The 20,913-nt window shown below is 60.7% G+C and carries 17 protein-coding genes; 11 read left to right on the forward strand and 6 right to left on the reverse strand.

Going from position 1 to position 20,913, the window contains the following annotated elements:
* Positions 1 to 20: 20 nt before the first annotated feature.
* Complete coding sequence (locus JXA24_04460) at positions 21 to 551, reverse strand: hypothetical protein (protein ID MBN1283007.1); 531 nt, start codon at positions 549 to 551, stop codon at positions 21 to 23.
* The gene (locus JXA24_04465) at positions 541 to 1,455 is read right to left on the reverse strand and encodes a metallophosphoesterase (protein ID MBN1283008.1); all 915 of its coding nucleotides are present in this window, start codon (positions 1,453 to 1,455) and stop codon (positions 541 to 543) included. Before JXA24_04465 ends, JXA24_04460 begins: the two co-directional genes overlap by 11 nt.
* A 44-nt stretch (positions 1,456 to 1,499) precedes the next feature.
* Here JXA24_04465 and JXA24_04470 point away from each other — a divergent pair, with 44 nt between their 5' ends.
* The 5 genes from JXA24_04470 to JXA24_04490 all read left to right on the forward strand — a co-directional run bounded on the left by JXA24_04470 (position 1,500) and on the right by JXA24_04490 (position 7,868).
* Positions 1,500 to 2,462: a phosphate/phosphite/phosphonate ABC transporter substrate-binding protein gene (locus JXA24_04470; GenBank protein ID MBN1283009.1), complete on the forward strand. Its 963-nt coding sequence runs from the start codon at positions 1,500 to 1,502 to the stop codon at positions 2,460 to 2,462.
* Between the two features lie 91 nt (positions 2,463 to 2,553).
* Positions 2,554 to 3,636 carry a hypothetical protein gene (locus JXA24_04475; protein MBN1283010.1) on the forward strand — a complete coding sequence of 361 codons (1,083 nt, stop codon included), beginning with the start codon at positions 2,554 to 2,556 and terminating at the stop codon, positions 3,634 to 3,636.
* A 35-nt stretch (positions 3,637 to 3,671) separates the two neighbouring features.
* Positions 3,672 to 4,940 (forward strand): TolC family protein, encoded by a 1,269-nt coding sequence (locus tag JXA24_04480; GenBank protein ID MBN1283011.1) that lies wholly within the window; start codon positions 3,672 to 3,674, stop codon positions 4,938 to 4,940.
* Positions 4,933 to 5,913, forward strand: a complete 981-nt coding sequence (locus tag JXA24_04485) for an efflux RND transporter periplasmic adaptor subunit (GenBank protein MBN1283012.1) — start codon at positions 4,933 to 4,935, stop codon at positions 5,911 to 5,913. Before JXA24_04480 ends, JXA24_04485 begins: the two co-directional genes overlap by 8 nt.
* Entirely contained in the window at positions 5,910 to 7,868 is a 1,959-nt protein-coding gene (locus JXA24_04490; protein ID MBN1283013.1) for an ABC transporter permease, read from the forward strand. The genes JXA24_04485 and JXA24_04490 overlap by 4 nt, the downstream gene beginning before the upstream one ends.
* Positions 7,869 to 7,878: 10 nt before the next feature.
* On the opposite strand, the gene JXA24_04495 is transcribed toward JXA24_04490, so the two are convergent.
* Genes JXA24_04495 through nuoE form a run of 3 tightly spaced genes read right to left on the reverse strand, consistent with a single transcriptional unit; the run spans position 7,879 to position 13,096 of the window.
* Entirely contained in the window at positions 7,879 to 8,619 is a 741-nt protein-coding gene (locus JXA24_04495) for a hypothetical protein (GenBank protein ID MBN1283014.1), read from the reverse strand.
* A complete protein-coding gene (locus JXA24_04500) occupies positions 8,616 to 10,775 on the reverse strand; it encodes an FAD-dependent oxidoreductase (protein ID MBN1283015.1) in 2,160 nt (719 codons plus the stop codon). Before JXA24_04500 ends, JXA24_04495 begins: the two co-directional genes overlap by 4 nt.
* Entirely contained in the window at positions 10,772 to 13,096 is a 2,325-nt protein-coding gene (gene nuoE, locus JXA24_04505; protein ID MBN1283016.1) for an NADH-quinone oxidoreductase subunit NuoE, read from the reverse strand. Before nuoE ends, JXA24_04500 begins: the two co-directional genes overlap by 4 nt.
* Positions 13,097 to 13,178: 82 nt before the next feature.
* On the opposite strand from nuoE, the gene JXA24_04510 reads away from it, so the two are divergent.
* From JXA24_04510 to JXA24_04535, 6 genes are all read left to right on the forward strand, one after another.
* The gene (locus JXA24_04510; GenBank protein ID MBN1283017.1) at positions 13,179 to 14,432 is read left to right on the forward strand and encodes an MFS transporter; all 1,254 of its coding nucleotides are present in this window, start codon (positions 13,179 to 13,181) and stop codon (positions 14,430 to 14,432) included.
* Positions 14,433 to 14,872: 440 nt separating this feature from the next.
* A complete protein-coding gene (locus tag JXA24_04515) occupies positions 14,873 to 15,406 on the forward strand; it encodes a hypothetical protein (protein MBN1283018.1) in 534 nt (177 codons plus the stop codon).
* Between the two features lie 196 nt (positions 15,407 to 15,602).
* Positions 15,603 to 16,397, forward strand: a complete 795-nt coding sequence (locus JXA24_04520; GenBank protein ID MBN1283019.1) for a hypothetical protein — start codon at positions 15,603 to 15,605, stop codon at positions 16,395 to 16,397.
* 8 nt (positions 16,398 to 16,405) lie between these two features.
* A complete protein-coding gene (locus JXA24_04525; protein ID MBN1283020.1) occupies positions 16,406 to 17,506 on the forward strand; it encodes a radical SAM protein in 1,101 nt (366 codons plus the stop codon).
* Entirely contained in the window at positions 17,499 to 18,758 is a 1,260-nt protein-coding gene (locus JXA24_04530; protein ID MBN1283021.1) for a hypothetical protein, read from the forward strand. Before JXA24_04525 ends, JXA24_04530 begins: the two co-directional genes overlap by 8 nt.
* A gap of 22 nt (positions 18,759 to 18,780) precedes the next feature.
* Positions 18,781 to 19,782 (forward strand): M23 family metallopeptidase, encoded by a 1,002-nt coding sequence (locus tag JXA24_04535; protein MBN1283022.1) that lies wholly within the window; start codon positions 18,781 to 18,783, stop codon positions 19,780 to 19,782.
* Positions 19,783 to 19,784: 2 nt separating this feature from the next.
* Here JXA24_04535 and aspS read toward each other — a convergent pair.
* A partial coding sequence (gene aspS, locus JXA24_04540) for an aspartate--tRNA ligase (protein MBN1283023.1) occupies positions 19,785 to 20,913 on the reverse strand: 1,129 nt, incomplete at its 5' end.

Here is a 20,913-nt window from a genome sequence, read left to right on the forward strand (position 1 = left end):
ATATTGACCGTGACTGGTGACTAGTGACTGGTGACTGGCGGTTGTTTGACTGGTGTGAAAGTATACTCGTGCCTCTTCTTCGCCTTCTCTGCAGGATCAGACTGCTTCTCGGGAGCGACACCCCAGACGCTGTATATGATCTTCTTTCCCGGCGTCTGTATGCGCCAGAAGTAGCGGCTGTCGGCGCCCGCATCGCAGCCCTTCTCGGCGCAGTCTATGTAATAACCCTCGACGCCGTCCCTCACCTCCAGCGTGGCTCCGTATTCGCGGGCCTTTTTGCCGTCACTGCGATACTCCAGCTGCCGGATCCTGTTGTCCCCCATGTCCCACACCTCGTTCATGCTGCCGTCCTGCGTGGTGAACTTCATCCTGCACATCCCCTTGTCCCTTGAGACGGTCAGCGTAGCGTCCAGGCCGTTGAGTTCCTTCGTCACCGACCATGTCTTTCCCTGATAGTTGCCGGGCACGCACTCCCACGCCATCGCCTCCCCCGCAAGACAGAGCAGCGCGACCGCAACCAAGGGCCCTATGATCCTGCTTTCACCTTTCACCTTTCACCTTTGAGCTTTTCATGATCATGAACTCGTCCCTCAGCACGCCCTCCTTGTCAATGACCTTGACCTCGACGAGGGGACCGGCCACCTTGAGCAGCACGAAGTGGTGAAAGCTCGCCCTGTTGTACAGCGGAGACCCGGCGCCGGCAGCAATCATGTACCGCACGCCGTCTTTGTCCATGCGCCTGTAGCCATGCTCGTGCCCGTGGAATACGATGTCCACCTGTTTATCAACAAAGACGTGGTGCAGGTCGTCGCGCTCATGGGGATAGCGATCCAGCGATTCGTTCTCATGAAATGCGCCCTTCCACAAAAACATCGGATGATGCACGAAGACGAACTGATGCTCGTAGCGCTGCGGATCCAGCGTCCTCTTCAGCCACTCGAGCTGCCTCCTGTCGATCCTCCAGCGATAATTTGGTTCGTGGCTGGAAAGCACCACGAACAAATCGTCACCCGCTGTGAAGCTGTAGTAAGTCTCGTTGCCCGGGAGGTCCACGAGCCCCTTCCACAGCGCCTTGGTGCGGGCGTCCTCCATGTCGTGGTTCCCGGGCGCGATGTAGAACGGGACCCTCAGAGGCTCGGAGATGGACTGAAACCTCTCCCACTGCTTCTTGTCGCCCATGGTCGGCAGCACGTCGCCCACATGGACCACGAACCGGGGGGCGCGCCTTGCCGCCTGGTCCACGACCTTGGCATAGACCCGGTCGCCGGAGCGACTGTCGCTCAGCACGACGAAGGTGTAGTCGTCTCCGAGGGCGAGCCTCGCCGGCCCGCTGCCCGCCGCCGCCATGGCCTGCTGGCACAGGGCGAGCACGCCCATGAGCGCAAACAGGGCGGCCCCCAGCCGAAAGGGAGCCCCGCACGATATGGACCGGCCAAAATTCATTGCAAAGGCCATATCGCATGATAGCCTTGGGTTCAAATCTAAAAAAGGGGGTCAATATGCGCAGGGAATTTGCCTTCTTCGTGACCGCCTTGCTGCTCGTCTCTGCCTTCACCGCCTGCACAGGCCGCAAGGGCGAGATCGGCAGCGAGGCCAATCCGGTCAGGCTCTATTTCATGCCGCTCAAGGGCGAGGAGGCCTTCAAGGCAGGGGCTGAGGCGATAGAGAAATTCGTGGAGGGGCGCACAGGCCTCGCGGTGGAAGCGGTCCACGCCAACGATTTCATCACCATCATAAAGGCCCTGGGCCAGCGCAAGGCGGACGCCGCCTTCATGAACACCCTGGGCTACGTGCTCGCGCACGACTGGACAAAGGCCGAGGCTCACCTCAAGTACCTGTACGGCGACGTGTACAGCTCCTACAGGGGCGAGATCCTCGCACAGGTGGGGAGCGGCATAGAGACGGTCGCAGACCTCCAGGGAAAGCGCGTAGCCTTCGCAGACCCCTACTCGGCGGGCGGTTACATCTACCCCATGAAGCTCCTGAAGGAGCACTCGGTCACCCCCGGCAGGATCGTCTTCGCAAAGGGCCACAAAAACGCGGTGCAGATGCTCTACGACGGCGAGGTGGACGCAGCGGCCACCTTCCACTCCCAGCCCTCTGCGGGGGGGCTCATGCGCGACGCGCGCACCGAGATCGCCGAGGACCACCCGGACGTCATCTCGAAGCTCAAGATCATAGCGCTCACGGACGAGATACCCAACGGCCCCATAGCCACGCGTTATGACATCCCTGACGGGGTGAAGCAGAAGCTCGTCTCGGCCCTCTCCGACTTCTCCCGCACCCCCGAGGGACGAAAGACCCTCTTCGACCTCTACAATATGACAGGCCTCGTGCAGACCTCGGACTCCGACTACGACGGGGTGCGCGCCGCACTCAAGGAGCTGAACAAGACCGTGCAGGAGGTCGTGCCGGGCGGGATATCGTTCTACAGGACGTATATAGTCCCGGGGCTGGAATAAAGCAGTGACCAGTGACTGGCTGTAACGGCCGGCATTGCTGTGTGATCACGCCAGTTACTAGTCACCAGTCACGAAGGTTTTGGGAGGCACCATGCCTGAAGAGGGCTCATTAGCCAAGAGGCTGGCCGGTTTCGGAATCGCCGCCCTCTGCTTCGGCTACTTCGCGTCTTACGTCCCCTACTCCATGATGACCAAGATGGTCACCAAGGGGCTGTGCTGCGGCCTGGGCGGAAAGGGTCTCACAGGGTTCGAGATCCAGCCGATCGCGGTGCTGGGCAGCTTCGTGGCCATGTACGCATTCATCACCGCCATGCGCTGGTGGAAGCACTGCACGCACACGAGGATCCTCGGCCTGAATATTCCAAGGCCCCAGTGGTTCACCTTCCTCTCCGGCATCTGCACGGCGGGCCAGATCATCACCACGACGCTAGCCTACACCTTCAGCGGCATATCGATCGTCTTCGCCATGCTGCTCATGCGGGGAGGGGTGCTCATCATGGCCCCCATCGTGGACATGGCGGCCCGCAGGAGGAAGCGCCGCATATACTGGCCCTCGTGGGTGGCGGCCGCGCTCTCGGTGGCCGCGCTCGTCGTGGCGTTCTCAGGCAAGGCCGGAACCGCCATGACGCTGGTCGCGGCGGTCGACATCGCGCTGTATCTCGCGGGATATTTCTTCCGCCTCTTCATCATGAGCAACTACGCCAAGAGCACCGACGCGGAGGAGCGCAAGCGCTACTTCGCCGAGGAGCAGCTCGTGGCAAACCCCCTCCTCCTCCTCGGCCTGTTCGTGGCGGCCCTCTACGGGTCCAGGACCGGCTCGGCCGAAATCCTGTCCGAGCTGTGGCGGGGGTTCGCGGTGATACCGTGGCAGGGCTACTTCGCGTTCATATTCCTGCTGGGCGTATTCTCCTACGGCACCGGCCTCTTCGGCAGCCTCATATACCTCGACTGCCGCGAGAACACCTTCACCGTGCCGGCCAACCGCGCCTCGAGCATAATCGCGGGCGTGATCGCCACCTACCTGCTAGCGATCCTCTACGGCGAGAGATATCCCGGCACGCACGAGCTGGCCGGCGCCGGCCTCATCATACTGGCGATACTGTTCCTTGCCTACAGGACGATCGTGGAGAGGCATGCCAGGTCGGACGCTGCCGCAGGGGAGAAGCCCGCATAGTCCCGCAAGCGCCAGAAACGGTCCACTCGATTCGGATGAAAAAGACGCTCACAACAACTGCGGCCTTATTGTTCTTCCTTGCGGGCATCTCTTCACCGGCCGCCGAGACCGTCGCGCTCAGCTGGTCCGACTGCCTGAGGGAGGCCGCTAAGCTCAACCCCCAGCTGGCCGCCTCCTCGCGGCAGATCGAGCAGAGGAGGGCCGAAAAGCGGATGGCAGCGGGGAAGATGCTCCCGCAGATCAGCGCGCAGGCAGGTGCGGGCAAGGCGGGCTCCCTCTCGGGCGGAGAGACGCGGGACAACAACACGTATTCCGCATCCGGCGACCAGCTCCTCTTTGACGGCTTCAAGACATACAACGAATTCAAGTCGGCGAACGAGGGCCTGACCGCGTCGAGGCACTCCTATACCAAGGCATCTTCCGAGATACGCTACAACCTCAGGCGCGCCTTCGTGGACCTGATGAGGGCGCAGTCGCTGGTCCCCATAACCGAGGGGATCATCGAGAGGAGAAAACAGAACCTGGAGATGATAAAGCTCAAGTACGAATCGGGCCGGGAGCACCTTGGCGCCCTCCAGCTCGCCGAGGCGGACCTTGCGCAGGCCCGGTACGACCTGCGCAAGGCGAGGCGCGACAACTCCTCGGCGCAATACGCCCTCCGCAAAGAGCTCGGCTGGGAGAAGGACACCCCCGTGACGGTCAAGGGGAAATTCGAGCTCCAGGATAAGGAGAGACAAAGACCGGATCTCAGGACGGTCGCGGAGAGGCACCCCTCGGTAATGGCCCTGGCATCCGAGAAGAGGGCGGCCGGGTACGGGCTGGGCTCGGCCAAGGCCGAATTCTTTCCAAGATTCGATCTTAGCGCCGAGGCGGGCAAGGTCGGATTCGGGGGGTTCCAGAGCGACGACGGATGGACGGTGAACGTCAAGGCCTCGCTGCCGATATTCGAGGGGGGACAGAACGTCGCCAACTACAAGAGGGCCGGGGCCAGGCTGAGCGAGGCAGCGTCGCTCGAGAGGAGCGAATATGACACGGTCCTCTCCGGGCTCGAGAGCGCGTGGCAGGAGCTCGACGACGCGGTGGAGCTCTGTTCGGTGCAGGAAAAATTTCTGAAGGCCGACGAGACCCGCGCGAAGGTGGCGAGGGCCCAGTACGCCAACGGCCTCCTCATCTTTGACAACTGGATCATCATCGAGGACAACTACGTCAGGTCCCAGAAGTCCTATGTCGCCGCCCAGGCGGCGATGCTCATCGCCGAGGCTGCATGGATCAAGGCCAGGGGGGAGGCTCTGGATGATGAATAGGAAGACCGGGATAACGATCGCCGTCGCCTGCGCGATGATCGCGGCGCTGTTTCTGATAATAAGGCTGGTCTCGACCGACGGCTCCGGAGAGGAGCTTGTGCCCGTAAAGCCGGCGCGCGGGGACATGATGCGCACCGTTTCGACGGTCGGGACCGTAAAGCCGCAGAACCGCCTCGAGATAAAGCCGCCGATCGGCGGCCGAATCGAGAAGATACTCGTCACCGAGGGGCAGCAGGTAAAGCTGGGCGACGTGCTGGCCATGATGAGCTCGACCGACCGCGCCACGCTGATCGACGCGGCAAGGATGCGGGGGGAGGATGAGCACAGGTACTGGCAGAATGCGTACAAGGAGACCCCGCTGATCGCCCCGATCGACGGGGAGGTGATCGTGCGCAGCGTCGAGCCCGGCCAGACCGTATCAACCGCCGACGCGGTGCTGGTCCTCTCCGACCGCCTCATCGTGAAGGCGGACGTGGACGAGACCGACATAGGTGAGCTGAAGGTCGGCCAGAGGGCGACCGTAGGCCTGGACGCGTACCCCGAGATAAAAATAGGCGCTGTGGTGGACCACATCTCTTACGAATCGGAGGTGGTGAGCAACGTGACCATCTACAAGGTGGACATCCTGCCGGAGGAGACGCCCGAGATCTTCCGGTCCGGCATGAGCGCCAACGTGGAGATCGCCGTCCGCGAGGCGAAGGGCGCGCTGATGGTCCCGTCGGAAGCGGTCGAGCGCGAGGGAAACAGCTCCTTCGTCAAGGCCAGGGTCCGGGGGGATGACCACATGAAAACGGTCGAGGTCGCGACGGGGATAGAGCAGAACGGGTTCGTCGAGATAATATCGGGCCTGTCCGACGAAGACACGATCTTCACGCCGAAGCGGTCACAGACCGCGCTCAAGAAAAAGAAGAACTCGAGCTCCCCCTTCATGCCTTCGTTCGCGAGGCCAAAGGAAAAACAGCCGGAAAAATGATCAGGCTTGAACGCATATCCAAGACGTATTGCAACGACGAGCTCGAGGTCAGGGCCCTCGACGGCGTCTCCCTGACCATCGAGGAAGGTGAGTTCGTCGCGATAATGGGTGCGTCGGGCTCGGGCAAATCGACGCTGCTGCACATCCTGGGATTCCTCGACCGCCCCGACGACGGCAGCTACACCATCTTCGGAAGGGACACCTCCGTCCTCTCGGACAACGAGCTGGCCAACCTGCGCAACAGGATGGCCGGTTTCGTGTTTCAGCAGTTTCATCTGCTGCGCAGGTTCAGCGCGGCCGACAACGTCCTGCTGCCCACCCTCTACGGCGGCGATGCCGGAGGCGCCCCGGTCGACGTCATGCAGAGGCTCGCCGCGGTGGGGCTTGCAGACAGGGCGTCACACCGGCCCAACGAGCTCTCAGGAGGCCAGCAGCAGAGGGTCGCCATCGCCCGCGCGCTGGTCAACGAGCCGCCGATAATATTCGCGGACGAGCCCACCGGAAACCTGGACACGAAGAGCGGGCAGGAGATCATGCGCGCGCTGAAGGGGCTCAACGAACAGGGCAAGACCGTCATCATGGTCACGCACGAGCCCGAGATCGCCGCGCATGCCTGGCGAATCATCACCATGCGCGACGGGAGGATCGTATCGGACGAAAGGAAAGGCGCGGTCGCACCGTCGGTCGAAAAACCGCGTGCCATCGACGAGATCCTGATCGCGAAGAGATCGACCCTGAACCGCGCCGAGGTCGCCGGCCACTTCAGGCAGGCGATGAACACCATACTCTCGAACCGGGCCCGATCCCTCCTCTCCACGCTCGGCATACTCGTCGGCGTCGCGGCGGTGATAGCGATGATGGCGCTCGGATCGGGAGCCCGGGAGTCGATCGCGGACAGGCTGAAGAGCCTGGGGTCCAACCTGCTCAGCGTTCAGGGCGGATCGTCGAAAATTCGAGGGATCCAGAGCGGCGTCGGCACGGTGACGAGGTTCACCCCTCAGGACGTAGAGGCGATCGAGTCGCTCAAGCCCATCGTCCGAAAGGTCACGGGGACGGTGAGCGGCAACGCCCAGGCGGTCTACCAGAACAGGAACTGGAACACCAGGATCGACGGCGTCGGGTACGACTACGGCGAGATAAGGGCCAGCCTGCCGACGGACGGCAGGTGGTTCACCGAGGCGGAGATGGCGCAGCGCGCGAAGGTGGCGATAATCGGCGCCACGATACAGGACAAGCTGTTCGGAAACGAGAACCCCATAGGCGCCACCATCAAGCTCAACCGGATAAATTTCAGGGTCATCGGGATCGCGCCGGAAAAGGGGTCCATGGGGCCGCGCGACCAGGACGACGTCATCATGGTTCCGGTGACCACGGCGATGTACCGGCTTCTGGGCAAGGACTACCTGGACACAATGTACGTCGAGGTCACGGACTCGGAGTCGGTGTGGCCGGCGCAGCAGCGCATCGAGGAGATCATAAAAAAACGGCACAGGCTGTTTCAGGACACCGACGCGTTCCACATACGCAACATGAGCGAGATCCAGGAGATGCTCAGCGGCACGATGCAGACGATGAGCACCCTGCTGGGTATAATCGCCGCCATATCACTCCTGGTCGGCGGCATAGGCATCATGAACATCATGCTGGTGTCGGTCACCGAGCGCACGCGCGAGATAGGGCTCAGAAAGGCGATAGGCGCGCGCAGGATCGACATCATGGCCCAGTTCCTGATCGAATCCACCGTCATGAGCCTCGGCGGCGGATTGCTCGGGGTGCTCACAGGCAGCATCGCTGCGGCGGCCCTCTCTCTCTTCGCCGGCTGGGCGGTTAGGGTGACCCTGTTCTCGGTCGCGCTCGCTACGATCTTCTCGGTGTCCGTGGGGCTCTTCTTCGGCATGTGGCCTGCCAGAAAGGCCTCTCTGCTGGACCCGGTGGAGGCGCTCAGGTACGAGTGAGCGCCGAAGATCATGCCACGATCTCCGCCCCGCCCGAGTATATCCCCCACAGCATGGCCAGGGCGTCGCCGTAGCGCGGCCCAAGGACCTTCGGATCGACCGACTCCGGCTCGTTGTTCATGGTCACGAACGGCACATCCACACCGTTCACCGCGATGGCGCCCGAGACCTTTCCCCGGGTGAGCGCCGGCCAGTCGTCGTCGCTGTAGAAGCGCAGCATGTTCGGCTCGGGGCATTTGTGGGCGAGCACCGTGTGCTTGAGCTTCTCCCGGTAGCGCGCCTCGTTGCGGCGGAAGCTCTCCTCGCGCGACACCTCGATGCGAAGGATGGCGGCGCGGTCGAGGACACTGCGGTCGAACCCGGCGAGGGCCTCCGCGTAGGGCTTCTCGCCGCCGCGCGCGAACTCTATGAAGAGCGTGTTGCCCACGTAGAACTCCTCGCGCGGGAGGTATTTCTCCATCACCTCGCGGTTGAGCTTCTCGACGAGGAAGTCGAACAGGCGCGCGTCCTCCATGTTGTACTGCCCCTCGTAGCGCGAGGAGTAGAGCCTCTTGCCCAGTACCTTCTCCCATATGTCGTCCTCGCGGAACTTCTCCCAGAGCCAGACGAAGTCGTCCAGCTCCACGAACCGGCCGATGTGGAAGCGATCGGCCCTCTCCTCGTCCGTGATCTTCTTCATGAAGTCCATGAACTCCGACTTGCCCGCCGCCGGCCTCCCCAGTATGAAGAGGTGATCGAATGTCTTGGTCATGCGGTCTCCTTTGTCTCTCCGGTTATGTCCTTGGATGCGTCGGTCCCCAGCGCAAAGCGCGCGCGGACCTCGTCCGCGGGAGTGACCTTGAGCGAGATGGCGCCCGTGGGGCACATTGGCACGCACTTGAGGCACGAGTCGCAGCTCGAGAGCTCCCACGGCCTCTCGAGCGCAGGCTTCATCGTTGCGGGGAACCCCCTGCCCACGAAGCCGAGCGCGTCGAGCCCCTTCACCTCTGAGCAGACGCGCACGCACGACCCGCACATGATGCACTTGTGCGACTCGTACCTTATCTTCTCGTGGCTCTCGTCCACGAAGAACGCCCTCTTCGCGCCGGCGAACCGCTCCGGCTTCGCGCCGTATTCCTCGGCCAGCCTGCGCAGGGTGCACGACTCGAAGGAGCGGCACCCGCAGGAGAGGCAACGCTCCGCCTCCCTCCTCGCCTGCTCGGCCGTGAATCCGGTCTCCACCTCGTCGAACCCCTTCACCCTCATCCTCGCGGGAAGCTCCGGCATCTTCTCACGGTCAGCCGGCCTCTCGCGCACCAACTCCTTTACCTCCTCGGGGGCGTCCTCGGGACGCGCGGCCATGAGGTGGAGATAGCCGCGCGGCTCTCCCGTCACAGGCTCTCCCCTGAGATGCTGGTCGATGGATGTGGCGGCCTTCCTCCCCGCGGCTATTGCGGTCACCGCTATGTCGGCGCCGGTCGCGCAGTCGCCGCCGGCGAACACGCCCATGCGCGAGGTCTCGAAGGTGTCCGGGTTTATGTCGAGGGTCCGCCACTTCGTGAGCCTCACGTCCTTTGCGTCCTCGACGCAGTCCGCGTCCACGCCCTGGCCGATCGCCGCGATCACCGTCGAGGCGTTGAGAGTGAACTCGGAGCCCGGCAGCGGGACCGGCCTGCGCCTGCCGGACCCGTCCGGCTCGCCGAGTTTCATCTCCACGCAGGTGAGCTCGACCCCTCCGCCTGAATGAGCCATGCGCACAGGCGCGGCGAGGAAGCGGATGGCGACCCCTTCCCGCTCCGCGGCCTCGATCTCGAACCTGTCGGCCGGCATCTCGTCGCGCGTGCGGCGGTAGAGGATAGTCACCCTCTTCGCGCCCAGCCGAAGCGAGGTGCGGGCCGCATCTATCGCGGTGTTTCCGCCGCCCACGACGATCACATCGTCGCCCAAATCGATCTTCTCCCCCTCGGCCACCCTCTGCAGGAAATCTATGCCGGGCAGCGCCGCGCCCTCGCCCTCCGCCCCCATGTTCGACGAGCTCTGCGCGCCGATCGCGAGGAAGAGGGCGTCGAACTCCCCCATCAGAGAATCCACGGTGAAATCGCGGCCGAGCCTTGCGCCGCACCTGATCTCCACGCCCATCTTTTTTATTACGTCGATCTCCTTCGCGAGGATGTCGCGGGGCAGTCGGTAGGCGGGGATGCCGTAGCGAAGCATCCCTCCAGGCTCCTCGTGAGAGTCGAATACCACGGCATCGTGCCCCAGGCGCCTGAGATAAAATGCGGCCGACAGGCCGGCCGGCCCTGCACCGACGATCGCCACCCTCTTGCCCGTGGCGGCCCCGACCGGCGGCACATAAGGAGAGGGCCCCAAGAGGTCCTCGTCCGCGACGTAGCGCTTGAGGAAGCAGATCGAGACCGGCTCATCCTCGCATGCCCGCCTGCACTGAGTCTCGCAGGGGCGGGGGCAGACCCGGCCGAGGCTCGCGGGGAACGGCAGGGCCTCCTTTATGAGCCTTATGGCCTCCTCGGCGCCGTTGTGGGCGAGCAGCGAGATGAACCCGGGGATGTCGATCCCTGCCGGGCACTCGACCTGGCACGGCCCCCTGCAGTCGCCCACGTGGTCGGACATGATGAGCTCGACGCACACCTTCCGCGACTCGCGCACTCTAGCCGAGCTCGTGCTCACCACCATCCCGTCCTCGGCGAGCGTGGCGCACGAGGGCACGAGCCTCGGGCGGCCCTCGATCTCGACCGCGCAGATGAAGCACGAGGCGAAGGGCTTGAGCTCCGGCTGGTGGCAGAGCGTGGGGATCTCTATCCCCGCGCGCTCCGCCACCGCGAGGATGGTCTCGCCCTCGCGCGCTTCCAGCTCCCTGCCGTCTATGTTGAGCTTCACGACCATCCTGTCTTCGCTCCTCAGCCTCTTCATTTGACATCCACGGCATCCACCGGGCATACCTGCCTGCACGCCCCGCAGCGCGTGCACTTCTCCCGGCTGATGACGTGAAGTTTTTTCTTCTCCCCGGTTATCGCATCCACCGGGCACGCCTTTATACAGGCGCCGCACCCGATGCAGCGGTCGTTGATCGAGAACTCTATAAGGGCGCGGCACTTGCCTGCCGGACATCGTCCCTCGGAGATGTGCGCATCGTACTCCTCCCGGAAGTAGCGGATCGTGGTCTGCACAGGGTTTGGCGCGGTCTGCCCGAGGCCGCAGAGGCTGGCCTCCTTGACCCTGGCGCACAGCTCCTCGAGCAGCTCCACGTCGCCGGGCCTGCCCTCGCCCTCTGTTATCCGCGTGAGTATCTCCAGCATCCTTCGCGTGCCGATCCTGCAGAAGGTGCACTTGCCGCACGACTCCCTCTGCGTGAAGTCGAGGAAGAAGCGGGCGATGTCCACCATGCATGCGCCCTCGTCCATCACCACCATTCCGCCCGAGCCCATGATGGCACCCGTGGCGGTGACCGCCTCGTAGTCCACGACCGTGTCCATGAGGCTCGCCGGTATGCAGCCGCCGGAGGGGCCGCCGAGCTGCACCGCCTTCACGGGCCTGCCGCTCTTCGTGCCCCCGCCGATTTCCTCGACGACCTCGCGGATCGTGACGCCCATCGGGACCTCGACGAGCCCGCCCCGCGCCACGTCGCCCGCAAGAGCGAAGACCTTGGTCCCCTTGCTGGTCGCGGTCCCCACCCTGGCGAACTCGGCGCCGCCGTGCCTTATGATCCACGGCACGTTGGCCAGGGTCTCGACGTTGTTGATGCACGTGGGGCAGCCCCAGAGACCCTGCTGAGCGGGGAACGGCGGCCTAACCCTGGGCATGCCGCGGCCCCCCTCGATGGAGGCGATGAGCGCGGTCTCCTCGCCGCAGACGAAGGCCCCGGCCCCCTCCTTCACCTCTATGTCGAAGCCTCGCCCCGTGCCCAGATATCCCCTGCCTCGCGCCTGCTCGATGGCGAGCCTGAGGCGCTTGAGGGCGAGCGGATACTCGGCCCTGCAGTAGATATACCCCTTTGAAGCGCCGATCGCGCAGGAGGCGACGATCATGCCCTCGATCACGCGGTGCGGGTCGCTCTCGAGAACCGAGCGATCCATGAACGCGCCCGGGTCCCCCTCGTCCGCGTTGCATATCACGTATTTTTCGGCGCCCTTGGCCTTTCTCGTGAACTCCCACTTGAGGCCGGTGGGGAACCCTGCGCCGCCCCTGCCCCTGAGCCCCGAGGCCTTTATCTCCGCGATCACCGCCTCAGGTGTCATCCCGCCGGCGACCTTCCTCAGGGCCTCGTATCCGCCGCGCGCCTCGTACTCCTCGATCCTCTCCGGGTCTATCTCGCCGCAGTTCTCGAGCACGACCCGCCGCTGGCCCGAAAGGAACGAGTGGGCTGCGCTCGCGGGATCGCTCGTGTCCACGATGAGATCGGCCACAGGGGTCCCCTTCGCGATGTGACAGGAGATGATCTTCCCGGCGGCGGCGATGTCCACGTCGCCGTAGAGGGTGCGCCTCCCGTCGCGGGAGAAGAGCTCGACCAGCGGCTCGCGGTGGCACATCCCCATGCAGCCTGTCTCCGCGGCCTGATAGCCGAGGCCAAGGCGCTCGGACGCATCTGCGAAGAGGCGAAACACCTCCATCGCCCCGCTGGCGTTTCCGCAGCTGCCCGTGCCCACGACCACCCTCTCTATGGATTTCCCGCCGAGATCCTCCCTCTCAACCTCGATGCCTGCGGAGGGGCGCTCGCAGCCGCAGCGGCCCGCCTTTTTCTTCCTGAACTCTGCTGCGACCTTCTCGGCCCCGGGCCTGGTGAGCTTCCCGTGGACCTCGTCGCCTATCATCACGACCGGCGCGAGCGAGCAGCAGCCCAGGCATGCGACCCGCTCGACCGTGAAGAATCCGTCGTCGGTCGTCCCTGTCCCCGCACTCAGGCCAAGCGCGGCCCCCAGGGCCTCGGAGATCCCGGCCGCCCCTGCGACATGGCAGGCCGTGCCGTGGCAGACCTTGACGATGTGTTTTCCTACCGGCTTGAGCCTGAACTGGGTGTAGAAGGTGGCTACGCCGTAGAGCTGCGCCGCGGGCACGCCGATCCTCTCCGATATGCGGACGATCGCCTCCGGCGGCAGCCAGCCGAGCTCCGCCTGCACCCTCTGCAGGGCCGGGATCGCGGCGCCCTTCACGGCGCCGGCGGATCCGATCGCCCTGTCCACCGCTTTGAGGTCCATGGGCATGGGAAAATTCGGCGCCCGGAGAACAGGCGCCAATGCGTTTCCCCTAATCCCGCCGCGCCCTTATGTCAACAAATGGGCTGACTCGGGAATGCAAAGTTGCTAGGAAAGACGACCTGTGAGCACATCGACGCCAGCCCCCGCCATACCCGGCACAGCGCTGCGCGGCGGAGCGTTCAGGGCGCTCGCGCATCGCAACTTCGCCCTCTTCTTCTGGGGCCAGTTCATCTCGATCGTCGGGACCTGGTCTCAGATGCTCGCCGTCTCCTGGCTCATCTGGCGCATGACCGGCTCGGCCCTCTGGCTCGGCATCGCCAATTTCGCACTGCATGTGCCGTGCATCTTCCTGGGGCTGCCCGCTGGCCACATCGCCGACAGGCACGACAGGCTGCGCCTGCTCACGTTCATGCAGGCTCTGTGCATGCTGCAGGCGATCCTGCTAGCCTGGCTCACCCTCACGGGCGCGGTCAAGCTGTGGCAGGTCATCGGGCTCGGATTCTTTCTGGGCTCTGTCTACGCGTTCGAGATGCCCATCAGGCAGGCGTTCGTCATGGACCTGGTGGGGAAGCGCGACCTGCTGGGCGCCATTTCGCTCGTCGCGGCCATGTTCCATTTTACGAGGATGCTCGGGCCCACGGTGGCGGGCGCGATCGTGGCGTGGAAGGGCGAGGGGGTCTGCTTCGCGTTCAACGCGGTCACGTTCCTGGCCCTCATAGCCGCGCTCATGCTGGTTCGCAGGGGTCAGATGCACTCCCCTGCGCGCACGACCGAGCCGATGTTGCGCTCTATTAAGGAGGGGCTCAGGGAGGCGAAAAGGATCACGGACGCGATCCCGTCCCTCGCGCTGGTGGCGCTGCTCGCCGGAATAGGCATGCAGTTTACGACCCTGCTCCCCATGTTCGCGGACAGGGTGCTTCACGGCGGGGCGGTGGAACTCGGCTGGCTGATGGGCGCCTCGGGCGCGGGCTCGCTCGCAGGCGCGCTCTGGCTCGCAAGGCGAAAGAGTTCCGAGGGCCTTTTTCCGCTCACGGCCCGCATGGCGATCCTCTTCTCCGCAACGCTCATCCTGCTGGGGCTGATATCGAGCTTCATCGCGGCGCTGCCGGCGATCTTCATGATGGGGCTTACGCTCACCATCGCCTTCTCCTGCGTGGGCACCCTCCTGCAAAATGAGGCGGGCGATCACATGCGCGGCAGGATGATGAGCCTCTACACCGTCACCTTCATGGGGTTCTTCCCCTTCGGCAGCCTGGCCGCGGGAATACTCGCCAGATCTTATGGCTCGCAGGCCACGATCTCAGGGGCTGGAATCATATGCCTGATCGCCAGCGCAGCCATATGGGGCAAGGCCCGGAGGCGAACCATCGCATGATTCATGCGGATAAAGGCAGATTTTGAGGCCATTTTTCCCTATTTTTATGCAATTTCAGGTTATTTTGGGTGGCAAAATCAAATAATTGTGCGCATATCAGGCGTCATCAAATCAAAAATCGCTTTTTTTGACAAAATCGAAGAACCATAGCAACTTTTGGGTCGCGCCTGCCGATAATATATATAGACGCGATGATGAAAGGCCGGGAGACAAACCCGGCCTTTTGATTTTCATCCTTTCCTTATTGTCAAAATTCCCATCATCTTTTTATGAATCGTCAAGGAATTGACTCAATTTTGTATTGCCCGGCCTTCGCAGGCCTGTCGGTCGCATAACAAATACCTGATATATCAATATGTTAGAAACCGCCATGAATTCATACACCTGGCATATCTATTGCTGTTAATAGCCTTGGTAGATTCAAAAGACAGGGGGATGGCATGAAGAAGATGCAGAGGCACAGCGAATTCGCAAAAGAGATCTGCAGGCTGGTGGCAAGGCTCAAGAAGCTGAGGCCCGGGGAGACGCACGTGCTCTCCATAGACGCGAACTACGGCCATTACGAACTCATCCTGCACACCGACTCACACAGGGCGCACAAGGGGCGGCAGATGGGTATGCCGCTGGAGATCAGCGGCGAGATCCATCACCTCTTTGTCACTCACGGCGCGCTCAGGCCCAACCCCTCTCAGCAGCAGGTCCGTGCCAACCTCAGGGACACGGTGATCGCGCGCGGCCTGACCGTCCACCTGCAGGACCCGGTCGGCGACGGCGAGCACCTCAAGCATGAAGACGGCGGCAACGGGCTGGACGCGAAGGAGTTCATAAACCTCGCGGGCGAGAGCGGCGAGAAGCTGATCTGGGAGGCGCGCCACGACGAGAACCTTTCGCTCGAGGCCTATCACATCATCCAGCAGGACATCCTCAAGGCGCTGCGCCGTCACAAGCGGCAGGCGCTGGAGTACGTGTCGTAAGACACCTGATCCCGGTTCACTTATTTGAGCACTGTCATGCATACAGGCGTGCAGATATCTGTACAGCTATAGGAACACCCCCATGAAAATCCCCCTCATTAGGGCCGTTTCGTGCATGGCCCGAATATTGCTATTGCTCATGGAGACAACCCTGAGGACTCACTGCCCACCAATTTGCCGACATTGAGGAGGGACTATGGGAGAGAAGAGAGTCAACCTGAATACTTATTGCAGGTCCTTTGAAGCAATGGGGGTAAATCCCCTGACCAATAAATTCTATGCGCATGAAATCTGCGCCCTTCTCAACCCCGGCTGGGAATCCTTGAGGCACTCCAGTTTTTATTGCGGCCGTCCAAATAAAGGTGAGGTATTCGCAAAAAAAAAGCTATCCTTCAAGGACAGATTCGGAGAGGACTGCAACGATGCCAAGGCAAATCCATTTCGGGAAATGGTGAGCTATTTCATCGCAGGTGCGTGCGGCTTGACGTCAATCCCGCCTGCACATTCGGGGTACAAAGTCACATCAGATGCATGCCCTATTAGCATCTCTGCCCCTCCCGTCGATAAGACAGAGACAGAAAGAGTCTATTTCCGCGAAGATCTCGATAGAGGCATCGTCAACAACACTCAGAAGACATATTCTCACTGTCTGAAGGGCCCAAAGAACTGTCTAAAGACACAGGCAGCAGACAACATCCGCTGGCGGTGGAATGCAATCATCAAATATCGCAACAAGCTGAAGGAGATCAAACAGACCATAGTGAGCCTAAACGCTAGATTCAACAGCCTCGTCGCACAGGTGAAAGGACAGTATGATTTCCTGCTTAACATCGCCGGGCTCAACATGCAGATTCCAGAAGTCCCAGAGAATATGGAAGACTATATGAAGATTATCCAGATTTTGAATCTCATGATTAAGATTGCAGAAGCCAAGATTGCCGAAGAAAAAGAGTTCTCATGGGCGCCCTCATATTCATCCGATGAGCAGTGAGGTTCCTTATGACAAAGCCTCCAGATCATGATCATTACACAAGACCGCTTATAAAGCCTCGCCTCTTATCATTTATAACCACATTCAAGTGCACCGCAGCATGCCGAAATTGCTGTTTTCGTTGCTCACCCGCAAGGACCGAATCATTGCCGCTCGAATCCATCAGGAGGATAATCAACGAGGCTGCAATCATACCTGAAATTAATGTGATAGTCTTCACCGGCGGCGAATGCTTCATAGAAAGAACAAAGCTCATTGAGTCAATCAATCATGCCAGCAGCCGCGGTTATATCACACGATGCGTCAGCAATGCCTACTGGGCAACGGACATTGTTGCTGCAAAAAAAAGTATAGCTGAGCTCAAAGAAGCGGGTCTCGCTGAAATAAACTTCAGCGTAGGCGACAATCATCTCAAATTCGTGCCTATGCGAAACGTCAGGAATGCTGCGGTCGCAGCCTGTGAGGCCGGGCTGACTACGGTCATCAACATCGAGCTCTTCAATGGATCCAGGCACAGGAATAAGCTTGAATCGGTTTTCACTGACCTGCGGCGGTCGTTCTCGAAGCTTATTGTCAATTGCGGCCTCTGGATCGACAGAGGCGATGATATCAGAATAAGGCATCATAAGAAATATTCGCTGACAAATGATGTTCGCGCGAGGGGGTGCAAATCCATCATCTCATCCCTCTCTGTCACTCCGGATGAAAAGTTGCTTGCGTGCTGCGGCCTGCTTGTCGAGGACGTGCCTGAAATGGTGTTGGGCGATCTCAAGAAAATGTCACTCTCTGATCTCGTCAACGGACAGAGAGAAGATCTATTGAAGTGCTGGATACACCTTGAAGGTCCGCAGGCGGTGCTGGATTCCACGAGGTCCTTTGATCGCAGCATCAGACTCAAGGACACATACGTGCATCCGTGTCAGGCCTGCAGAGACCTGTATAAACTGAAAAACAGAGATGCTGTTGTCAAGGCATGCAGTGAAGCGGCACCCAAGATATACGACAGGCTCCTTGCAGTTGAGAGGTTCAATGAATGCTTCGCAGGGATCAAAGGGACGACACCAATGAGCTCGGAAAGCCGTCAAAACAGGGAGGCGCTTAATGGGTAATATCTATACGGTATCGATCAGTGCGCAAGGCGGATTTGCTGTCTCCAGTGAAGTGAAGACCCCTGAGGATGAGAGCTTCAAAGTCCTTGTGGATGAAAATACGCATAGGAGGATTGTGAGGTACTATGCTGAGATGGATTCAGCTGCTGAGAGGCTCCATCGCCAATCCCCTGAAAATCTCGCACATATCATGGGCCTCAATCCAAATTATCTGCCTGCGGGATACAGGATGGTCAGAAATCTCTATCTTGATGCGGAGTTCATGGATGAGGTGCGATTTGGCCCGCCGGAGGATATAAATAGATATCTATTCAACAGACACCGGGCACTTTTTGAATATCTTAAGACTAACGAGCTTTCCGCAGGAGAGAGAATACTTGCCCACGGCAATGAAATCGCCAGGGGAGGGCACGACAGGTGCGGTGTAACCGGCAGAGCAGGCAGCCGCGACAGATCAAGCGGCGGAAGAAAGGAGAAATCTAGCGGCAATGACAAATTAAAGGGCGGCTCTAAATCTTCATCCCATGGCTCCAGCGGTTTCAGCAATTCCAGAAACAAGGCCACCATGGGCGGTCTGAGGAACCCTTCGCGCATGGAATCCGGCAGGCATGAGCACGATCGACACGCTGTGCACGAGGATCAGAAACGAGGCGCCCGAGATTCGCGCTGTTACGACTGTCATGAATTTGAAAGGAGCAGGAGTTATGGAGGCAGCGCACGGAAAAGACAGCCCCGTCTGGATACCAAGCAGTCAACTCATGGCTCGCGGCCAGACCAGCGACGGCCTGAAACGATCCCTAACGACGATAGACGCAGACGGGGAATGAGATCGGATTCAAACACGCGCACACGTGAAAGCTTGATTCTCAACTCAGACAGAGTTATGCAAAATGAATACAGGCTGAAACCAGGGACAAACAGACCAGATTTAACCAGGAGGACGGATAAAATGTCCGAGAGGAGGACCAGAATCAGCAGGGATCAGATTATTATCAACTCAACAAAGCACCGGAAGAAGACTGATTTGACAAAGGGCCACAAGCCGAAGGGCGTGCATGAGAGCGAGTCGAGCATATATGCAAACACGTCGAGCCTTGTCAATACGGAGCATGTGGCCAATACTTCAAATGTTGCAAATACAAGCAATGTCGTTGAGACTCGCAACTATCATACTGTGGAAAATGTAAATGTCGCGCACACAGTGGTCGCAGCTGAGGTCGTCGCGGTGGCGGTCACATCGGTAGCGGGTTGATGATGTTTTCTCAGGAGCCAGAATGAAGAATAATATATTCTTATCAGTGCTCATATGCGCAGTTTGTTTATCAATCAGCACTACCTGTTCCGCCAGGGATAGGGGTCTTGAGGCCCTGACTCTTGATTATGTCAGGCAGTCTATATTCCAATGCGATGAGAAGCTGAATAAATTCCTGGCCAAGGATCTGACCGTTGATCAGGTATGCAAGATCAAGGATGTCCTTCAGCCGGAGGCGAACAATATCTCTGTGACGGACATATTCCCCAGAAACAGCCCTGGAGACGGCAACAGAAGCTGGATCGCCGCAGTGGAGACTGGCAAGACTCGATATCACCTTTTCGTTCACTACAACCGCAAAGATAAGGTGGATGGGACATTTTTGTTGTCAGGATTGAGTGCGGAGGAGCAACATATCCCATTCTCCGCCTATAAGGCAAAAGGCAAATATGCGCCGCCTTTTGACGGCAGGTGGCACGTCATGCAGGGCGGCGAATATGAGGTCTTCAATCATCATCTGCCGGCCTGGCGTAATAGATGCGGAAATGCTTTTGCATATGACTTCATGAAGCTTTCTGATCGCGGAACGCTCTACTTCGGCGACCCGCAAAAGATAGAGAATTATCCATCTTTCGGAGAAGATGTGCTCGCGATGGCCGATGGAACAGTTGTTGAGGTTGTCGAAGGGATTCATGATTCGCAAATCGGAATCGACAATTCATTCGGAGGCGCAGGAAATACAGTCGTCATCAATCATGGAAATGGAGAGCATTCTACATCTGTTCACTTGAAGCAGGGCAGCATCCTCGTGCGTGCCGGCGACAAGGTGAAAAGAGGTCAGGTCATTGCAAAGGTCGGCAACTCAGCGAGCACGATCCCCCACCTACATGTCCAGCTCCAGAACAGCGGAGTCCTATGCGCAGCGGACTCACTAAGATTCGGGTTCTCCGACGTGATCTTCAACGGTCAAAAGACCGCGCTCGCCTATCCGAAGGTCGGTGATTCCATCGAAAACAACAATTGAAATTATTTTCTGAGCATGAGGCACAGTTCATCGAGCTGAGCCTGTGAGACATGGTTGGGGGCGTCGGACATGAGGTCCGCAGCAGAGGCGGTCTTCGGGAAGGCGATGACGTCCCGTATGGAGTCGGTGCCGGCCAGTATCATGATGAGCCTGTCGAGGCCGAGCGCGATCCCGCCGTGCGGAGGGGCGCCGAACGAGAGCGCCTCGAGCAGGAAGCCGAACTTCTGCTCCGCCTCCTCCGGCTTTATCCCGAGTATGCCGAATATCTTCGACTGCGTAGCAGCGTCGTGTATCCTGATCGAGCCTCCGCCCACCTCCGAGCCGTTGACCACGATGTCGTAGGCGAGCGAGCGGGCCTTGCCCGGATCGGCGTCGAGGAGCGCCAGATCGTCCGGGTGCGGGGCGGTGAAGGGATGATGGACCGCGACGTGGCGGTGCTCGTCCCCGCTCCACTCGAGCAGCGGGAAGTCCACGACCCAGAACATGTCGATCTTCGATTCGTCGATGAGCGAGAACTTGCGGCCCAGGGCGAGCCTCACCGCGCCGAGCGCCATGCAGGCTCGGTCGCGGTGAGAGTCGGCGACCATGAAGAGCGTGCCGCCGTCGGCGAGGCCCGCTGCAGAAACGAGCGCCGCCCTCTCCGGGTCTGAGAGAAATTTCGCGACCGTTCCTGTCCACGAACCGCCCGCGAGCTTCACCCACGCGAGCCCGCGCGCGCCGTTGGCCTTTGCCACCGACTCCAGCTCGTCGATCTCCTTGCGCGACAGCTCCAGGGCGCCGGCGTTGAGCCCCCGGACCGTGCCGCCGCCCTCGACGATGGATGCGAATGCCTTGAAACCGGCGTCCTTGAACGAGCCGGTGAGATCGCACAGCGGCATCCCCATCCTGCGGTCAGGCCGGTCGCTGCCAAAGTGCGTGACCGCGTGCTCGTAGGTCATCCTCTCGAGCGGGAGCGCGGCGCTCACGCCCTTTATCTCCCTGAACACGGAGGCGATGAGCCCCTCCATTATCTCGAGCAGCATCTCCCTGTCGATGAACGACGCCTCCACGTCGACCTGCGTGAACTCCGGCTGGCGGTCGGCGCGGAGGTCCTCATCGCGGAAGCACTTCACGATCTGGAAGTAGCGATCG

Source organism: Pseudomonadota bacterium (assembly GCA_016927275.1).
GTDB lineage: Bacteria > UBA10199 > UBA10199 > 2-02-FULL-44-16 > JAAZCA01 > JAFGMW01.

What these genes read in the sequence shown, in the direction of transcription:
- JXA24_04465 (MBN1283008.1), bottom strand. Translation starts at nt 1,455, where the DNA reads ATGGCCTTTGCAATGAATTTTGGCCGGTCCATATCGTGCGGGGCTCCC.
- JXA24_04470 (MBN1283009.1), top strand. Translation starts at nt 1,500, where the DNA reads ATGCGCAGGGAATTTGCCTTCTTCGTGACCGCCTTGCTGCTCGTCTCT.
- JXA24_04475 (MBN1283010.1), top strand. Translation starts at nt 2,554, where the DNA reads ATGCCTGAAGAGGGCTCATTAGCCAAGAGGCTGGCCGGTTTCGGAATC.
- JXA24_04480 (MBN1283011.1), top strand. Translation starts at nt 3,672, where the DNA reads ATGAAAAAGACGCTCACAACAACTGCGGCCTTATTGTTCTTCCTTGCG.
- JXA24_04485 (MBN1283012.1), top strand. Translation starts at nt 4,933, where the DNA reads ATGAATAGGAAGACCGGGATAACGATCGCCGTCGCCTGCGCGATGATC.
- JXA24_04490 (MBN1283013.1), top strand. Translation starts at nt 5,910, where the DNA reads ATGATCAGGCTTGAACGCATATCCAAGACGTATTGCAACGACGAGCTC.
- JXA24_04495 (MBN1283014.1), bottom strand. Translation starts at nt 8,619, where the DNA reads ATGACCAAGACATTCGATCACCTCTTCATACTGGGGAGGCCGGCGGCG.
- JXA24_04500 (MBN1283015.1), bottom strand. Translation starts at nt 10,775, where the DNA reads ATGAAGAGGCTGAGGAGCGAAGACAGGATGGTCGTGAAGCTCAACATA.
- JXA24_04515 (MBN1283018.1), top strand. Translation starts at nt 14,873, where the DNA reads ATGAAGAAGATGCAGAGGCACAGCGAATTCGCAAAAGAGATCTGCAGG.
- JXA24_04520 (MBN1283019.1), top strand. Translation starts at nt 15,603, where the DNA reads ATGGGAGAGAAGAGAGTCAACCTGAATACTTATTGCAGGTCCTTTGAA.
- JXA24_04525 (MBN1283020.1), top strand. Translation starts at nt 16,406, where the DNA reads ATGACAAAGCCTCCAGATCATGATCATTACACAAGACCGCTTATAAAG.
- JXA24_04530 (MBN1283021.1), top strand. Translation starts at nt 17,499, where the DNA reads ATGGGTAATATCTATACGGTATCGATCAGTGCGCAAGGCGGATTTGCT.
- JXA24_04535 (MBN1283022.1), top strand. Translation starts at nt 18,781, where the DNA reads ATGAAGAATAATATATTCTTATCAGTGCTCATATGCGCAGTTTGTTTA.